We start from the raw sequence: 16024 nt of genomic DNA, 5'->3' as shown, positions 1-16024 counted from the left end.
TTGAAGAATTTAACAATCAAATTAATTACAAAAATGTAGCTTAACTTAATGTGCAGTTTTTATTTGCATATCCAGTATACTTATTTATGTATGGGACAAAATAAATGGGAAATAAAATGAAACAAAATAAGTACTGGGAAATTTTATTAAAAAAACATCGTGATAAAGGAAAAGACGGCTTAACTATTCCTTTCATAATTGGTAGCCAAAATTATTTGCCAAACAATAGTTATAAACAAAATATTTCTGAACTCATTTATGATATTGTTTCTAGTAATTTATTTGAAATTTGCATTAGATTTTGCATGGGAACAAATACGTTTATTGCGGAAATTCGTAAAGAAAGAAATGTTTGCTATTTTCCGAAAATTAATAATAATGAACAAAACAAATTATCAGTTGGAATATATCATAAGAATGATTTTGGAGAAAGTATAAAAGAATTAATCGAAAATTTAATTGAAAAGTTTCAAAACCCTATTGATAATAAAACTTATTCTGCTGAACCAAATACTAATGAAAGAACTGCAAAGTGGAATAAATTTTCCGCGGAAGATAAAATTTTTATTAAAGAATGTTTTAAATAACAAGTAAAACCGCTAACCGCCGTTTTGATATAGTGTGTGATATATTGGAATTACCGTTTCGCACCAATTTTTCGTTCAAGCGAAAAATTAGCGGTTACGAAGCACACACCATCTCAAAGCCTCCTACCGTTAGTGGCAACCATAGACAATTTATGAGAACGAAATTATTACTTTATAATAACGTCTATTTAACGGAAAAAAGAAAACTGAATAATAAAAACACCTAATAAAACTAATAAAGAAAATTATGGACCCTATTACGATCGGAATAATCGGAAGTTTAGCAACAAGTTATTTTGCGAATTTTACCACACCAACTATTGAGAATTTCTTTTTAAAAGCATTCAATGCAAAATCTGAATTAGAAAATGAATTAAAGTTAGCCACAACACCTCAAGATTTTGAAAAAGTATTTAATGACACAGTTGGCGTTATTGATGCATGTGCCTCAACAGGAGATCTTGAAATTGACGATGCTTTTCTTGAAGCTATAAAAGGAATAAGATTTGACCATCAACACGGAACTGTTTCTATTAGTAAGTCAACGTTAAAATCTGACATTTTAGTAACAGGAGGTTCACAAGGCTCTACGGGCGAAACAATAATAACTGATTCTGAAATGAATTCTAAAGGAACTCAAATAAAAATGTCTGGAGGTGCTTCAATCAGAATGACTGGAGGTGCTTCAATCAAGCAAAGTTAAAAGAATACAACACCCCTGCTCTTCGAGGTCTCCTGACTTCGAATTATACTAGAAGTTGTCCTAAAGCTAATCACGTCGAATTGCATTCGCCTTTGAGATCGCCGTATCAATAGATTTTTAGAACTGTTTTGCTACTATAACTCAGGCGACCTTCCCAGCTCTTCGATGTCTCTCAACCTCGAACCAGTATCCACATATCAGTTATAGCTCTTGTGATACGTCCGTTACCATCTTCAAATGGATGTATGGTAACAAACCACAAATGGGCAAAAGCGCCCTTCAATACAGGATCAATATCTTGATTTGAAATACACTAGTTTCGGAACTCATTTATAAAAATTAAAATTGATTATTACAAAAATTTTGATTAACCGCTTTATGGGTATACTCATTTATTTTCCTGAATTATTAATGTTCTGGATTTGTCATCTAAAAATGTTGAAGTGCAAAAAAAAGTATTTTTCCTTTCTCATTAATTATTATTTCACTCAGATTTGATTCCATTTTAGAATTATTATTTCAGCTAATATAGAACTATTTTTACTACTAATTACAAGTATCTAGTATTCTATAAATCATATTTCTTTAGCAAATTTCACATAAGTCTTGACTGATTCTTTGTAAAAAAGCCCTCGTTAGAGAGCTTTCCATTTTTTTTCATAAAAAAAAATATTTTCACAATGAGTTCAGATTTATTTTTTTGATTATTATACTTCTACTAAATTACGGTAATCATATTTTTCGTATTCTTTTGTATTAGCTTTTTCTTTGTTTAACTCAATCATCTCATTTTTTAGTTGAACTTTATACCATTGTTCTGGTTTAGTATGAGAAAATGTACTAAGTTTCAATGCTACTTGTGCATTTAATTTTCTTTCCCCTGAAAGATATTTATGAAGATTACTATCTCTCATTTCAAAATAAGTTGCTAATCTTTTTTTAGAAAGATTAAGGACTTTTAAATACATCTTAACAAAATCAAGAATTTTTAAAACCTCTGTATCATCACTTTCATTTCGAATATAATCTTCTAATTTATACTGAATAGAAAGTAACCGATTGCTTAATATTCGTTCTCTGGATTGAGTAGTAGAATGGGATAATATAGCTTTTTTTAATTCCCCTTTCTTTTTATCATTCCAAATATCTTCAATTTGAATTTCTTTAGTTTTCATATTCATTCATTTAAAAATTCATCAATTAATTTTTGCCCACCTTCAGGTGGAATAATCATAGAGGTATCACCAACCTTAAAAGCATTGTATTTTTTTGAATATACTGCCATTAGTTTTATTTCCTCTTCTTTATGTTCTTCAAAAACATCAAATGCTAAATAGCCTTCAAAGTCACCTTCTCCTTTTACGAAACTTAACCGACAAGCATATGCAATTAAACAACCTGCAACATTATCATATTCTTTTATCGTTCCTTTGTTATGAGGAGCAATTTCAACATAAGCCATATAGGGTTCAATCTTTTCCTTCATTTCAAAAATTAAACAACCTTCAATTTTTTCAGAAGTTTCTTCAGACACCAAAATATATGTTTCAAAACCTTTCTTTTTCGAGTGTTTATTAAAATTAAATCTCCATCCATCTGCCACTGACGGAAGATTTACTTTTAATAATTTTGAATCTGAAATTTTAGCATTTACTAAAACATTTCCATCGATTTTTAATATTTTTACATCCATTTAAGCAAAATTTCATTAGACAAATATACATAAAAATTATACATATTGTATAATTTATTGCAGTTAATTTTATTGGTTTAGATACTTGAAAAATGGCGATTAATCAATTCCCGTTGCTGGGAACTATCCACTTTAATATATTTCCCCTGGCGCGGGCATCTCGCTCGTGTACATGAAGTATCAGTCGATGAAAAACTCATAACCGTACAAAATATAAGAATATCTCTTTCATTAAATAATTTACTGAAGCACCTGGAAACTAAAGGTTATTATTTATTTGGCGAGAAAAAATTAGAAAACTGGAAATTCGGCAACCATAAAGACCAGTTAGAAGTTGCAACTTTAGTAATACGAAAAATAGATAGTAAAGATGTTATAAAAGTAGATTTGAAAGATGCCAGCACCTAACTGCTTTGAGCTAGCTGAAATTTAGTGGAATTACCGTTTCGCATCAAGTTTTAGTTAAACGGAAAATTGAGCGGTTACGAACTTCCAGCAAACTCAAGGCGGTATAACGTTAGCAACAACCTTAAAAAAAACCGAAAATTATTAATATTTATTTGATGAAAAAATGTTCTCGATGCAATAGCCAAAAAACGATTATTTATTCTACACATAAATTTCATAATATCTTGCAATGTGTAGATTGCAATAATTTAATTCTTACAACTCTTGGCGAATGTTGTAATGATCCTTTTTTTAATGTTACTATTGATAATAGAAATCCTGAAAGGTTGAGGCTTCATAGACAATGTCAAAATTGTGGAGGTTGCGTGGATAGAAATAAACCGTTAAGTCAAAACAATATTCAAAAGAAATTAGATTTAAATTTAGTTATCCGAACTATAATAATTGGGCAAATGAACGTAAAGAAAATTCAACGCAATTGTGGGAGTTTGTAAAGCCATTAAATTATAGCACTTCAAGATTTGCAAAATATACCGAATACTTGAGTTCTAATGCTTGGGCATTAAAAAGAAAAGAAGTTTTAATTCGGGATGAAAATTTATGTCAAGTCTGTAAAGAGAAACCTGCTGAACAAGTTCACCACAAAACTTATGAAAGATTATATGATGAAGCGTTAGAAGATTTAATTTCTGTCTGCAAAAATTGTCACGACGAAATCCATAGAGAAATTGATGAAAAGCGACGCGCTGAAATAAGACAAATGATCGATGAAGGCAATTACTAATCGAGTAGACGGCTCCGCCAGAAACTGACTGAGTGTGCCTCACACACCACCGTACGTACGGGTCTCGTATACGGCGGTTCGCAAAGTGATGGATTGAATTCAATGTAGGTTTCCAGCATAGACCGATACCCTTTCTTCTTGAGCCGTAGTAGGGTAATTGTAGAAGTTAGAATCGGACTTTGGGCAATGCGCCAGCCTCCTTTTCTGGTTCTGCTCCAAGCATAGGCGTGGTCTTTGTCAATCCCTAGTCGCATCAGGTTTTTCCTTTTACGTTCGGCTTTTTCCAGTCCGTACAAATGCATTTTAAGCTTGGTTTTTGAGTGTTTTCCTTCACTTTTGGGCATAAGTTCCCTTACCTATAAAATTAGCTTTCTAGTGTATATTCAATTTAAGTTAAAATATCACTAAATGTGGGTATTGTAACAATACTTATAAAAGTCTTTATTTACGAACTAGAATAAATAGCTTGACATATGGTAAAACTTTAAAAAAGCGTTATTTGTTGATGTTATTTACAAGTTACAAGCAAGCAGACCCTATGACACTTAAAACCAATAACAGAATATGACACCAGAACATAAACAAAGTATTTTACCTCAAATTGAAGAGTTTTGGAAACTCGATATAGATAAGAGAGTAGCGGAAACATATAAAGACTTTCAAGACTTAACAACTGTTTACATTGGTTATTATTCTGTGACTGAATTTACTGAATTCTCTAAAAAAGCAATCGGTGCAGTTAGGTCAAATTTTGCAATCAAAATTATTTAGTATTTTACCTTTTCAATATCAATTTCAAAATGATTTTGGAGCAGGGAATTTACGTGATGATTTAAGTAGTTTTTTAGCACATTGTGCTGGAAATGATTTCAATTCAGCTGTTGGATTTCTTTATAGATTAGTATATTATCAAGTTCAAAATGGAGTTTGGGATAAAGAGCAACCTATAGACAAAAAAAAGAAAATGGAAATTGTTGACGAGTTAGAAAGCCGTTTGCTATTGATATCAGAGAAATTAAACCAAAATATTGAATTAAATAACAAGCTAATTTCAGAACTTGAAACTAAAAAAAATAACATTACTCAATTAATAGCTACAAAAAACACTTGAATGAAAATTAGCAGACCTGCGATAACGAAATTATCCGAAATGATATGTGGGAACGAAGCTTTTAACCATTTCTCTTATCGTTCTTCATCTCAACTGACAAAATTTTTCATAGACAATGACCTAGACTTTGTTCACGACGGTTCAACCCGACATTCTTGGGTTCAAGACGTTTTAAATAAACTTAATGAGCAATCAAGCGAAATCGAAAATTTGCCAAATCGAGATTTAATCAAAGTAATAATATCGTTAGTAAATCCAGATTATTATCTCTTTGATGAAAAATTAGACCATAAAAAAGCTGTTGAAGATGTAAATAAGGCTTTAAAATCATCAAAAATAATACTTAAAGAAAAAGCTGACGGACAATATCTACTAACACACACCACCGAACCCTTCGGCTTCGCTCAGGATAAACCAAGCGGGTCACGTATACGGCGGTTAGCAAAAAGATGAGTTCAATTCGATTCTTCAGATAAGAATAATCTTCTTTTTGTAACGGTGTTTGGTTATATTTGAGGGTAATGTGACGGAGGTTATTTTATAGACTGGCGTTATCGGCTATCTTAAAAGACTGCTAAGTATTACTGGTAATAACAACTCGATCTCGATAGATTCTGTGTTGATTTACAATTAAAATATTGATTTATTTTTGTTTTTCAAAAAAAGACACTTCTGTAAAAAGTGTGTAAGTTTAAAAATATAGGGGTTTGACTTTTTAATTAAAGTTGAACTCTTTTTTCAAATATAGTTTAGAACTGGGTGAAGATTAATCCCCAGTTTTGAATTTTAGCGGTGACAATAAATTGCCGTCAACCAGGAAACTTCCTTAGTCTTCGTTTCTTAGAAAGATATATCCTAAAGCCAGTGATATACAATGTAAGGGGAATAAGTCCAGCGATAAAAACAAGAATCCTACCAAATAGTCCTGCAATTTCACCTGTGTGTACAGGGTAAAATTGTGCTGCCAAACGGTTGCTAGTAGCATCATTCCTATAATCTGTTAAAGAGATTGTTTTTAGGTTTGTGCTAACCGTCAGTTCTTTGGTTTTTCTAAGTCCTTGCGTTTTAAATCTACTCTCAATATATCTAAACCGATAGTTGTCATTTGCATCTTTAAGATAGTAAATGGCACGCAAGTCATAACTTTTATCGGAATCTAATAAAATCGTTGCAAAGGATGGGGGATTCTTATTTTGTGTTTCTTGTTTAAGAATTGTTCTACTATCTAGCACTGATAGCGCCTTTTTATAATAGGAATTATACGTAAAATAGGCACCTGTAAAGGAAATTGTCAAAAGTGGGATAAAAAAGCTAACCCCCAATACCTTATGAAGATCAAAATTAAATTTCTTTTTCTTACTCTTCCATTTAATTTTAAACCCGTTTTTAAGGGTAGAACTATAGGTTTTGTACCAAATGTAAATTCCCGAAAGCAATATTAATAAAAGAAAAACAATAGTACTTGTGCCAGTCACATACTTGCCTATTTTTGGAATGAAAAGGGTACGGTGAAATTTTAATAAATCTTCAAAAAACACAATTGAAGCTGACTTCTCTCCTAAAAACTGCCCATTTTCTGAATTATAATAATTGGTTTTCCCGTTTTTAAATTCAATAGAAATTGTTTGCTGCTCTCTATATGGTAGAAACATTTTGCTAATACTATCCGAGTGCGTCGTTGCTAAAGAGGATGCCGTTTTTAAAAAAACGTCATCCTCTAAACTATCTATGTTTTTCATCTTTAATAGCTCAGGGTTAAGTGCCGCGCTGAATTCTGGTTGCCATACATACATAGCACCAGAAAGGCCAGAAATCGAAGCAACTAAACCACATGTAATACCTACCCAAAAATGAATTTTACGCACTATATTCCCTAAAGCCATCAAACAGAAATTAAAAATTATATTGTAAACTTACTTTAGCGTTAGCCCCTTCGCCAGCTCCTGTAAATGTTTTTAATGGGGATGCCCATTGCGATCTTGCAGGAAGATAATACTCGTTTAACAAGTTATTTACCGCTAAGGACACAGACAAGTTAGGTTCTAATTGGTAAGCCAAAGAAAGATTAACTAAGGTATAACCACTTACTGGAAATTCAGTATGTCTATATTCATATTTGTTAGTGTTTACATTTAAAAAAGGATCAAATCTTTCTCTGTCTCCCGAATTGGTAACTCTAATAGAAGTACTTACTTTTGGTATCGGTCTCCAATTTGCATACACAGTCAATTTTGGTGCGGAGATAACATCACCTCCTAAATAGCTTAAGTTATTTTCATCTCCTATATTATATTTTGTACCTTCAACATACGAATAAGAGGTTCCAAATTGCCATTTATCGTTTGACGTAAAATAATCTACAGCAACCTCTCCGCCATAAATGCGTTGTGGTTGTTTTGAAGGTTGAAATGTATTTAGCTCATCAACAAAAACAATTCCCGTACCCAAACTTGAGGTACTGTAATACCCAACAGCCTCAAACTTCAGGTTATTAAATTTAGATAAAAAACCAAATTCATAGTTTTTAGTCACTGCAGCTTCTAACTGAATATCATTAATATTACTTGCTGTTGCAGAACGTAATACAGAACCTAAATCTGCAATTGAAAAACCTTGTGAGTAACTTACATATGGTATAAATTCTTGATGCTCAATATAACGTACACCAAAATTAAAGGCGAGATTATTAAAGTTTAGTTTACCACCCTGTACCTCTACAGACGGGCTAAAGTTACCATCACTTTTACCGGAATACGGCAAAGTACTATAATCAACAATGTCCATATTAATATCATCATAACGCAAACCCGTTTTGACAACCCATTTTTCATTAAATTTAAGGGTGGATTGTGCGTAAGGCGCCCAGCTAATCATTTCGATATTAGGCACCCATAACCTACCATCTAATAATCCTTGATTGGTTTTATCTCTAAGTAAATCTACACCATAAGTAAGTGTAATATCTGCCGCCTTGTTGTCTGATAACTTCGTGATAAAATTTGGTCTTAATCCATATTTTTCTGCATTTATTACAGATTGGCCTCCGTTTTCAAACTTATCAGAATAAAAGAAAATGTTCTCTGTGTTTTGGTAATATAAATCAGTTTGAAAGTCTGTATTTTCAGAAAATATATTGTTTAAATTATAGGTCAATTGTGCATTACCAAGGATCGAACCATTAGCTTTTTCTCCCACAATAGTCCCTTTTTCACCATATCCAGCTGTTATGGCATAATCTCCTTCTTTATTAAAAACGTCAACTATGGCAGCTACAGGAATAAATGGAGAGTTTTGTGTCGATTTATAAAAATTCCCTCCTAGCGTTATTTTTTGATTTGCAGATAATTGATACTCAATCTTTCCTAACGTACTGTATATTTTAGAATTATCAAATCCATAGGTCGGTAAAAGCGGAATGCCTTTAGCATCATATTTATTGCCCGTTTCTTCATAACTCCCGCTAATATAATACCTGAATTTATCTAAATTCCCTTTAAAGGATTGATAAACCCCAAATCCTAATGCGTCTTTTGTTTCTGCTACATTAGATGTACCCCAAACATTGGTGGAGCCTTCAAATTTTTTGATAGAATTAGGTTTTTTAGTAATGTAATTAATAAAACCGCCGTTACCACCGTTACCAAAAATAGAAGTAGCTCCTTTTATAACCTCCACGCGACTAATATCATTAGGAGTAATTGATTTTATTCCTAATTGTCCGTTTCTTAAAGGTGAAGATTGCGGAATACCATCAACCATAACTAGTAAAGATCGCCCACGTAATGTTTGTCCCCAGTTAGAAAAAGTACCTGAAGACATCGCTAAACCTGGCACTGTAAATTCTAGTATTTCACTAATATTTGAAGTAGATTTAGCAAACTCTTGCAGTGTAGCTTGTCCAATAACTGTAACCGAAGCCGGTATTTCTGATAAATATTCTGAGTGCCTGCTGGCAGAAATTACAACTTCATCTAAACGGCTTATATCATCTGATAAAGTAACATTGTATACTACTGAACTAGTACCATCAAACTTAAAGCTTTTGACTCTAGTTTGGTAACCAAGCATTTCAATCCTAACTGAATAAGTTCCCTCTTTTATGTTAGACAACAAATAATCTCCAGAAACATCTGTAATCGTATTATTTCCTAATTCTTTAATATGCACAGTAGCTCCTATGACTGTTTGATTATTTTGGTCTGTAACTCTACCCTTTAGATTTGATTGCGAAAATCCCTGAACTGATAGCAGCGCAGCAGCAATTAAAATAATAATTTTCATGTTATTCTTATTTAGATTTATTAAATATAAAGTACGAAAGTAAAACTAAAAAGAAAGTTAGCAAAGGAAAATTAAGTTTATTTTAAGAAATAAATGATTAGAGGGTAAGTCCAGCTTATGATCTGTTGAATAGCCGTGTTCATATAGACGATAAAGAATTTGCGTTGGATGATGGACTATTACCTGAAAATTTAGATCAAGGAAAAGTAAGGCAACAGTTTTTTGTCTTTGCGGTGCATATAGGCATCAGTGAGAAAAACTTTAATGATATCATGGAGTTGCGTTATCACAGTCAGAAAAGGCAGAAAAAGTGGTAGCTGCTTCTTTCCTAAACGATGCTACTAAGAGAAATTATTGGCAGTCTTACCAAGGCCGGCTAAAACAGTTAATGAAAGGATAAGCTTTCTATATAGTAATATGTACCACAAAATATAGAAAAGTGCTGCTGGTATTTGTTGAACTAGGGCTCCTAAAATTTAATTGGCATGATAAACACAAAAACCTCGTTTAAAACGATTTAAACGAGGTTTTTTTAGGGAAATATTATTTTTTGATTCTTCTACAGAAACTTTTCTAAACTCTTTTAATAGTTTCTCTAGCTCTAGAGTTGCTTTACGAGTATCCTAAAACTATTTTTTTAGTGTTTTTATCCAGATAATTAAAAGCTACTTCTACAACTAGAGCGTGGCCATTTTTGCCCCATGCTAAAGTTTTGATTGGTAGAAGGGAAAGGACGAATAGGATATGTTTTTTCATTAGTAATACGAATCAAGGGTTAAAATATTAAGTTTATAAAAGCGGAAGCAATTTTGCCGAAGATATGAATTAACAGTCCTTTGGCAGACCTCACTTTACTTGCTCTTTGAATATCTGTTTTTTGAATTAGCCAACTAAAAAATGCTTCTATAGGTTGTCTAACTCTTGATACTGCTGTCGAAAACAAATCATTTGCAGCTTTATCTCTATTTTTGATTTCTTGACATTGCCCTTTAATTCCTTTGATTGGAGTCATCATAATCGAATTTTTCTTTTGCTCTAATTCAGAAAAAAAATCTAGATCATTGTATATTTTATCTCCAAAAAAATTCCTGTTAGTTTTCTCAGACCAAGCTTCTTTGAATACAGTTAAATCATTTACTGAGGCAGGAGTTATTTGAATTTCCTCAGGAAAAGGGATTTTATCTAAGCGTCTAAAAGCCAATGCGTGTAATTTCACACCATAATAATACAAGCTTTTAGTAGAGCAATATCCTTTGTCGGTCAGTTCTTTAGCTACTTTTGCATTACGCTTTCCAGAACAAGTGATTATTGGCATTGAATCCAGTAAACTTTGATTAGCAAAGCAGTCAGAGGGTAGAAAATCTTCAACAAACAATTAAAAAATATAGAATACACTGTTAAATAGTAATCAACTTATACGAAGTACTCCTACCACTTCCTTCTTGCTCAATAATACCTTTACCCATTAAATCTTGAATATCTCTAAGAGAAGTGTCAGTAGAAACTTTAGTGATTTTGGCATATTTAGAAACAGTAAGCTTACCAAAAAAATCATCAAGAAGCAGTTCAAGCATTTTTTGTTGACGGGAATTAAAGTTGGTAGTACGGTGAGTTTCCCAGAATTGAGTACGCTTTAAGATTGCAGCGATAGTTTCATCGGTCTGTGCCATAGAACGCAACAAACAGTCAAGAAACCATTCCAACCAGTCAGTAATATCCAAATCACCTTTTTGTGTACTTTCCAATATAGCATAATACGTATCACGTTCAGCTTGGATTTGAGCCGACATCGAATAAAATCGTTTTATACTTTGGTCGGCGCGTGCCAGTTGCATATCAGTTATAGCTCTTGTGATGCGTCCGTTACCGTCTTCAAATGGATGTATGGTAACAAACCACAAATGGGCAAAAGCGGCCTTCAATACAGGATCAAAATCTTGATTTGAATTAAACCAATCTAAAAAAACATTCATTTCTGTAGGTACTTTATCCGCGCTTGGTGCTTCAAAATGTATAGTTTCTTTTCCCATTGGACCAGAAGTAACCTGCATGACATCGTCTCGCCAAGCTGCAGTTTTTATTTTATACATTCCACTTCGCCCGGTCGGGAAAAGAGCAGCATGCCATCCAAACAAACGATCATCACTTAAAGGTTCTTCATATCGTTGCGTAGCGTCCAATAGCATTTCTACAACACCTTCAACATTGCGTTCCGCAGGAACAGCACCGGCTATTTCAATACCTAAACGCCTTGCAATTGAAGAACGAACCTGTTCTGGATTCAATTGTTCTCCTTCAATTTCGCTCGACTTTAGTACGTCCAAGGTCAATGTTTTAAGCACAGTCTCCTCTTGCAATCGAAATCCAAGTCCTTGCATCACTCCAAGTATTTTGCCTTGCCTGTGTCTGACGGTTCCTAGCAGGGGCGTAATCACATCTGCATCCCAAGCGAATTTTGGCCAATCATTTTTTTGATGAATATACATATCTACCGCATTTTTGCGGTAAATATAAAACTTATTTACCGCAAATAAAAAAATATGCGGTGATTACTTTCATTTATCACCGCAATTATGCGGTAAATATAAAACTTATTCACCGCATTAGTATCAAAAAACAAAGTATGCAATTCCGGAATTTCACTATTCAATTCGGGAATTGAACACCAGACTATTTGCAATCCTAGTAACCATCAAATAGATTTGCCTCCCGATTCAATTACTGAATCAGTTCAATTGTAAATCTAAAACAGACCTAATGAAATTGTTTGCTGAATCCTTGATGTCCAAGTTAGAACATCAGTTAAAATTGATCCATCTGGAAACAGAAAAACCAGTACATTCGGCCGAGCTGGCAATAAAGAATAGCGTTGCTACCTTAGAGAGACTAAAAACCTTTTTTATAAAATACAAAAGGTAAACAAAAAAGAGGAAATAGAAAGTGAATATCCCATTATTTATAAAATGTTACTTGATATGAAGTGTCAGAAAAAGAAAACACAAAGAATATGGTTTTCCTAAAAGGGCATCGATGCTTTTTGTTTCCTTTTTATTTTGTAAAATCCCGATGGTCATCCGAAAGAATTGAGATTGGTGCTATTTTTTTTAATAAAAAAGGATACTTGTCTTTTACAACAAACATCCTTTTTGAATTAAATAACTAACCTTAAATACTACCTTGTTAACTTCAACGCATCGTTCAATCGCATGGCCACGTTATCCCAATTGATGATATTAAATAAGGCATCCACAAAATCGGTCCGTTTGTTTTTGTATTTTAAATAATAGGCGTGTTCCCAAACATCAATAACTAATAAAGGAATGGCACCCCATTGTGTTAGTTTTTCGTGGTTTTCGCATTGTAAAATCACCAAACTATCGCTGTATGGTTGATATGCTAAAATTCCCCAACCATTTCCATCAACATTTTTTGAGGTAGCAGCAATTAAGATTTTAAGTTTATCGAAACTTCCGAAATTTTTCTCTATTCGCTTTAGTAAATCGAGAGACACCATTTACCATTCACTTCTTGTCATCTCGATCACAGTCGAGAGACACTATTGAACAGCAACAAATTTCGAGTGCTCCCGTAACCAAAAATTAATAGAAATGCAGTAGTCTTAAAAAGGAAAAAATGTCCGTATCAAGGATAAATTGCAGTTACACTTAAATTGTTTTATTCAAAAAAATCAAATAAATTGTACTCCAATCAAGAACGCTTATAAAAGCTATACTATGCTATCTTTTTTTAAATCAAAATTTTTCATAAAAGACTTAATGCCCGAAAACTTCATCGACATCCACAACCATCTGTTGGCGGGAATTGATGATGGCGCTAAAACAAGGGAAGAAACCATTTCTCTTATCTCTGGAATGAAAGAACTCAATATTGCTGGAGCTATTCCAACACCGCATACTTTTGAAGGGCTTTGGAATAATACAAATTCAACTATAAAAAAGGCTTATGATACTGCTATTGAAACAGATCCAAACCGTACTTTCTTAAAAGGATATGCTAGTGAATACCTCCTAGATGCTACTTTAATCGCGCGAATAAATAAAGAACGTCTTTTATGTATTAAAGACACCTACGTATTAGTAGAACTTCCTTATTTTAATAATCCAATAGACCTTTATGAAATGCTGTTTGAGTTAAAAATGAAAAACTATAAAATTATAGTAGCCCACCCAGAACGTTATCGATATTTTCATAAGGACACTAAAAAATTCAATAAATTAAAAGAGTCTGGGGTCTACTTTCAGCTCAACCTATTGTCCCTAACTGGGTATTATGGCAAGGAAATTCAAAAAATTGCGGAACAATTACTTGAAAATGACCTATATGATTTTACAGGGACTGATATCCATAACCAACGTCATATTGAGGAATTAAAAACAAAACCCATACCCTTTCCAAATAAAAATAAAATAGGAGATTTACTCGAAAATAATACTGTTTTTAATGCATTCTGAATGCTTAAAATACGATTTAAATTATTTTAAAACTCAAAAACGGAAACCCTACTAAAAGTAGGATCTATATCAATGCAACTTTAAGTACCTGACAAATCTAAACCTTATGACTTCTTGTATTGAAATAGGAATTTTTCAAAAACAGTTTTCGTATATACCTCCCGCATCACAAGGCCAACATCAAATCCAACTCGTTTTTCTTGTATTTTAAGGAGGACCAAATAGAACGCTGTCATTTCCTGAATTTCTAGCACACTTAGTTCAGTCACTTTTTGTAATTTAATCAGAGAAATAATTTTATTAAAGTCCATAATATTTGATGTTGGATATAAAAAAGATTTAATCTAAAACGGAATGCTATTTCCTATAATTATAATAAATCAAGTCTTTAACTTATTTGTGTTATCCGCATAAGCACAATAAAAGGTATACTATACACCCTTTTTAATTCTTATCTAGAATATTATCTGATCAGATAAACAGGCAAAAACAGTTTCGAAAACCGTTTAAAATACGATTTACTTCCTGGGCCAAATTAGACTTAAAACAAAATTCTCGATACACTTAACTATAATAGCAAAGCATATCGAGAATTGGGATTCTTTTTAACTAAAAACACGCTGGTACTAGCATTTTTAAATAATTATTTTCATTGGATTTGTTGTACTAATACTTATCTACTTGTAATCCAGTGCTTTTATGCCCTTCAAAAAGTAAAATATTCCCTGGATCATAACTGAATTCTGCTTTGAAATAAATTTTATCCACAATATTCCCTGCTTTCGATACTCCTGTTCTATTTTCAAATCTACCCTCAGTAATAGTTAATGTCCCTTGATCCAAAAAATTCGGTTGTGCTAAAGCTGTAAAAGTGCCCTCCTTTAAATTTACTGAGATTTTACACTGCAGCCATGGCCCTTTTTTAGCATCACTGATCCACATCGTCCCATCTTCTTCTGAACTGCTGTAAGTAGAAAATAAGGCATGTTCAAATATCAAAGAGGTCTTTTCTGAGTTAGTAATTCGTATGTACCAATCTCCGGTATAATCAAGTCGTGTTGGAATTTCATCTGGAAAAGTACGATTACTCAATTTAGAGACTAATGCTTCTGCCGTTTTCACCTCCGAAAGTGGAAGTTTTGGTACCTCTTTTTCATTTGATTTTGACTCTAATTCTTCTTTTGCTTTTAAAATATTTTCCTTTAAAGCGACAACTTTTTCTTTATCTTTTATAACGCTTTCCATAATAGAAACTACTACCTCTTTATCTTTTATAACATCTTCCTTTAAAGCGACAACTTTTTCTTTTTCTTCTATAAGGCTTTCTTCCAAAGCTATTGGAGTTTCCTCAAGTATTTTCTTTCTTGCACTGGTCCCCCAAACTATCCCAAAATTATAGGCATAATGATTTAACACTGCTTCGTTCATCGGTTTTAATCCTACTTTACCTATGGCTTCGAGCGATAATGCAAAATTTTTCGAAAACCAATAACGCCCACCACCACTAAAATTCAAGGTATTATTACCATTATTCTCTAAAAAAAAACGCCCTAATCCTAAACCAGCATAAGTCTCAATGTCAGTATTATTAAAAATTAAATCATCAAAATAATAGCGTGCTGAGGCATCTATGCTGTAATAAAATCGATTTATAGATTTAATTTTTAACTTATTGGTTGAAAAAGACAATACTGCAGAAAAATCAGAACCATCACTACGACGCTCTAAACTGATAAAAAATGGATTCGTAATGGACCATTCATCCGCATTAAAAGGTAATTTGCTATTTCCGTTATCCAGGACATTCAAACCCAAAGTTAGAAAATATGGAGAAATAGCTTCCGATTTTTTAGGAAAAAAACCCTCTTTTAGAATCGTATTACTAACTTTTTGTTGAGCAAAAATGGGGATTATGGGAAAAAGGAGAAAAATTCCTGATAAAAAAAATGACTTCATAATGTAGTATTTAAGTTTAAAAATTGTTT

General features: G+C 32.6%; 16 protein-coding genes and 1 pseudogene. 7 read left to right on the top strand and 10 right to left on the bottom strand.

All coding sequences use genetic code 11. The features are described 5' to 3' along the window. Positions 1-116: 116 nt before the first annotated feature. A complete protein-coding gene (locus EKL98_RS14210) occupies positions 117-587 on the top strand; it encodes a hypothetical protein (protein ID WP_158618336.1) in 471 nt (156 codons plus the stop codon). 247 nt (positions 588-834) lie between these two features. After that, positions 835-1290 (top strand): hypothetical protein, encoded by a 456-nt coding sequence (locus tag EKL98_RS14205; protein ID WP_126562953.1) that lies wholly within the window; start codon positions 835-837, stop codon positions 1288-1290. A 172-nt stretch (positions 1291-1462) separates the two neighbouring features. On the opposite strand, the gene EKL98_RS18145 is transcribed toward EKL98_RS14205, so the two are convergent. From EKL98_RS18145 to EKL98_RS14190, 3 genes are all read right to left on the bottom strand, one after another. Next, complete coding sequence (locus tag EKL98_RS18145) at positions 1463-1585, bottom strand: Fic family protein (protein WP_262706930.1); 123 nt, start codon at positions 1583-1585, stop codon at positions 1463-1465. A 412-nt stretch (positions 1586-1997) separates the two neighbouring features. After that, positions 1998-2465, bottom strand: a complete 468-nt coding sequence (locus EKL98_RS14195) for a helix-turn-helix domain-containing protein (protein WP_231507358.1) — start codon at positions 2463-2465, stop codon at positions 1998-2000. 2 nt (positions 2466-2467) lie between these two features. Next, the gene (locus tag EKL98_RS14190; protein WP_126463460.1) at positions 2468-2983 is read right to left on the bottom strand and encodes a hypothetical protein; all 516 of its coding nucleotides are present in this window, start codon (positions 2981-2983) and stop codon (positions 2468-2470) included. An 886-nt stretch (positions 2984-3869) separates the two neighbouring features. On the opposite strand from EKL98_RS14190, the gene EKL98_RS14185 reads away from it, so the two are divergent. The 4 genes from EKL98_RS14185 to EKL98_RS14165 all read left to right on the top strand — a co-directional run bounded on the left by EKL98_RS14185 (position 3870) and on the right by EKL98_RS14165 (position 5739). Continuing rightward, positions 3870-4175, top strand: a complete 306-nt coding sequence (locus tag EKL98_RS14185; protein WP_126455293.1) for an HNH endonuclease — start codon at positions 3870-3872, stop codon at positions 4173-4175. Positions 4176-4739: 564 nt separating this feature from the next. Next, a complete protein-coding gene (locus EKL98_RS14175) occupies positions 4740-4946 on the top strand; it encodes a hypothetical protein (protein ID WP_126463458.1) in 207 nt (68 codons plus the stop codon). Continuing rightward, a complete protein-coding gene (locus tag EKL98_RS14170; RefSeq protein ID WP_126463456.1) occupies positions 4927-5286 on the top strand; it encodes a hypothetical protein in 360 nt (119 codons plus the stop codon). The genes EKL98_RS14175 and EKL98_RS14170 overlap by 20 nt, the downstream gene beginning before the upstream one ends. Then, positions 5287-5739 (top strand): hypothetical protein, encoded by a 453-nt coding sequence (locus tag EKL98_RS14165; protein ID WP_126463454.1) that lies wholly within the window; start codon positions 5287-5289, stop codon positions 5737-5739. Positions 5740-6095: 356 nt separating this feature from the next. On the opposite strand, the gene EKL98_RS14160 is transcribed toward EKL98_RS14165, so the two are convergent. The 6 genes and pseudogenes from EKL98_RS14160 to EKL98_RS14135 all read right to left on the bottom strand — a co-directional run bounded on the left by EKL98_RS14160 (position 6096) and on the right by EKL98_RS14135 (position 13081). Beyond that, a complete protein-coding gene (locus tag EKL98_RS14160; RefSeq protein WP_126463452.1) occupies positions 6096-7169 on the bottom strand; it encodes a PepSY-associated TM helix domain-containing protein in 1074 nt (357 codons plus the stop codon). Between the two features lie 10 nt (positions 7170-7179). Then, on the bottom strand, positions 7180-9567 hold the full coding sequence (locus EKL98_RS14155; protein ID WP_126562951.1) for a TonB-dependent receptor: 2388 nt from the start codon (positions 9565-9567) through the stop codon (positions 7180-7182). 548 nt (positions 9568-10115) lie between these two features. After that, positions 10116-10184: pseudogene (locus EKL98_RS18140) on the bottom strand (histone H1); the annotation flags it as partial. Between the two features lie 158 nt (positions 10185-10342). Beyond that, positions 10343-10942: a transposase gene (locus EKL98_RS14145; RefSeq protein WP_126562950.1), complete on the bottom strand. Its 600-nt coding sequence runs from the start codon at positions 10940-10942 to the stop codon at positions 10343-10345. A 22-nt stretch (positions 10943-10964) separates the two neighbouring features. Continuing rightward, positions 10965-12053 carry a Fic family protein gene (locus tag EKL98_RS14140; RefSeq protein WP_126562949.1) on the bottom strand — a complete coding sequence of 363 codons (1089 nt, stop codon included), beginning with the start codon at positions 12051-12053 and terminating at the stop codon, positions 10965-10967. 686 nt (positions 12054-12739) lie between these two features. Next, positions 12740-13081, bottom strand: coding sequence for a superoxide dismutase (locus tag EKL98_RS14135; protein ID WP_126562948.1), 342 nt, complete (start codon positions 13079-13081; stop codon positions 12740-12742). A gap of 220 nt (positions 13082-13301) precedes the next feature. Here EKL98_RS14135 and EKL98_RS14130 point away from each other — a divergent pair, with 220 nt between their 5' ends. Continuing rightward, positions 13302-14039, top strand: coding sequence for a tyrosine-protein phosphatase (locus EKL98_RS14130; protein WP_126562947.1), 738 nt, complete (start codon positions 13302-13304; stop codon positions 14037-14039). Positions 14040-14705: 666 nt separating this feature from the next. On the opposite strand, the gene EKL98_RS14125 is transcribed toward EKL98_RS14130, so the two are convergent. After that, a complete protein-coding gene (locus EKL98_RS14125; protein WP_126562946.1) occupies positions 14706-15995 on the bottom strand; it encodes a lipid-binding protein in 1290 nt (429 codons plus the stop codon). Positions 15996-16024 lie beyond the last annotated feature (29 nt).

It is taken from the genome of Flavobacterium bomense (genome assembly GCF_003970355.1).
Note: the sequence above shows the minus strand (reverse complement) of the source record. Positions and strands in the feature narration are given on the sequence as shown.

Excerpts from the sequence above, each read along its gene's own strand:
- EKL98_RS14135 (WP_126562948.1), bottom strand. The coding sequence starts at position 13,081 with ATGGTGTCTCTCGATTTACTAAAGCGAATAGAGAAAAATTTCGGAAGT.
- EKL98_RS14210 (WP_158618336.1), top strand. The coding sequence starts at position 117 with ATGAAACAAAATAAGTACTGGGAAATTTTATTAAAAAAACATCGTGAT.
- EKL98_RS14175 (WP_126463458.1), top strand. The coding sequence starts at position 4,740 with ATGACACCAGAACATAAACAAAGTATTTTACCTCAAATTGAAGAGTTT.
- EKL98_RS14160 (WP_126463452.1), bottom strand. The coding sequence starts at position 7,169 with ATGGCTTTAGGGAATATAGTGCGTAAAATTCATTTTTGGGTAGGTATT.
- EKL98_RS14195 (WP_231507358.1), bottom strand. The coding sequence starts at position 2,465 with ATGAAAACTAAAGAAATTCAAATTGAAGATATTTGGAATGATAAAAAG.
- EKL98_RS14125 (WP_126562946.1), bottom strand. The coding sequence starts at position 15,995 with ATGAAGTCATTTTTTTTATCAGGAATTTTTCTCCTTTTTCCCATAATC.
- EKL98_RS14205 (WP_126562953.1), top strand. The coding sequence starts at position 835 with ATGGACCCTATTACGATCGGAATAATCGGAAGTTTAGCAACAAGTTAT.
- EKL98_RS14190 (WP_126463460.1), bottom strand. The coding sequence starts at position 2,983 with ATGGATGTAAAAATATTAAAAATCGATGGAAATGTTTTAGTAAATGCT.
- EKL98_RS14140 (WP_126562949.1), bottom strand. The coding sequence starts at position 12,053 with ATGTATATTCATCAAAAAAATGATTGGCCAAAATTCGCTTGGGATGCA.
- EKL98_RS14165 (WP_126463454.1), top strand. The coding sequence starts at position 5,287 with ATGAAAATTAGCAGACCTGCGATAACGAAATTATCCGAAATGATATGT.
- EKL98_RS14155 (WP_126562951.1), bottom strand. The coding sequence starts at position 9,567 with ATGAAAATTATTATTTTAATTGCTGCTGCGCTGCTATCAGTTCAGGGA.
- EKL98_RS14130 (WP_126562947.1), top strand. The coding sequence starts at position 13,302 with ATGCTATCTTTTTTTAAATCAAAATTTTTCATAAAAGACTTAATGCCC.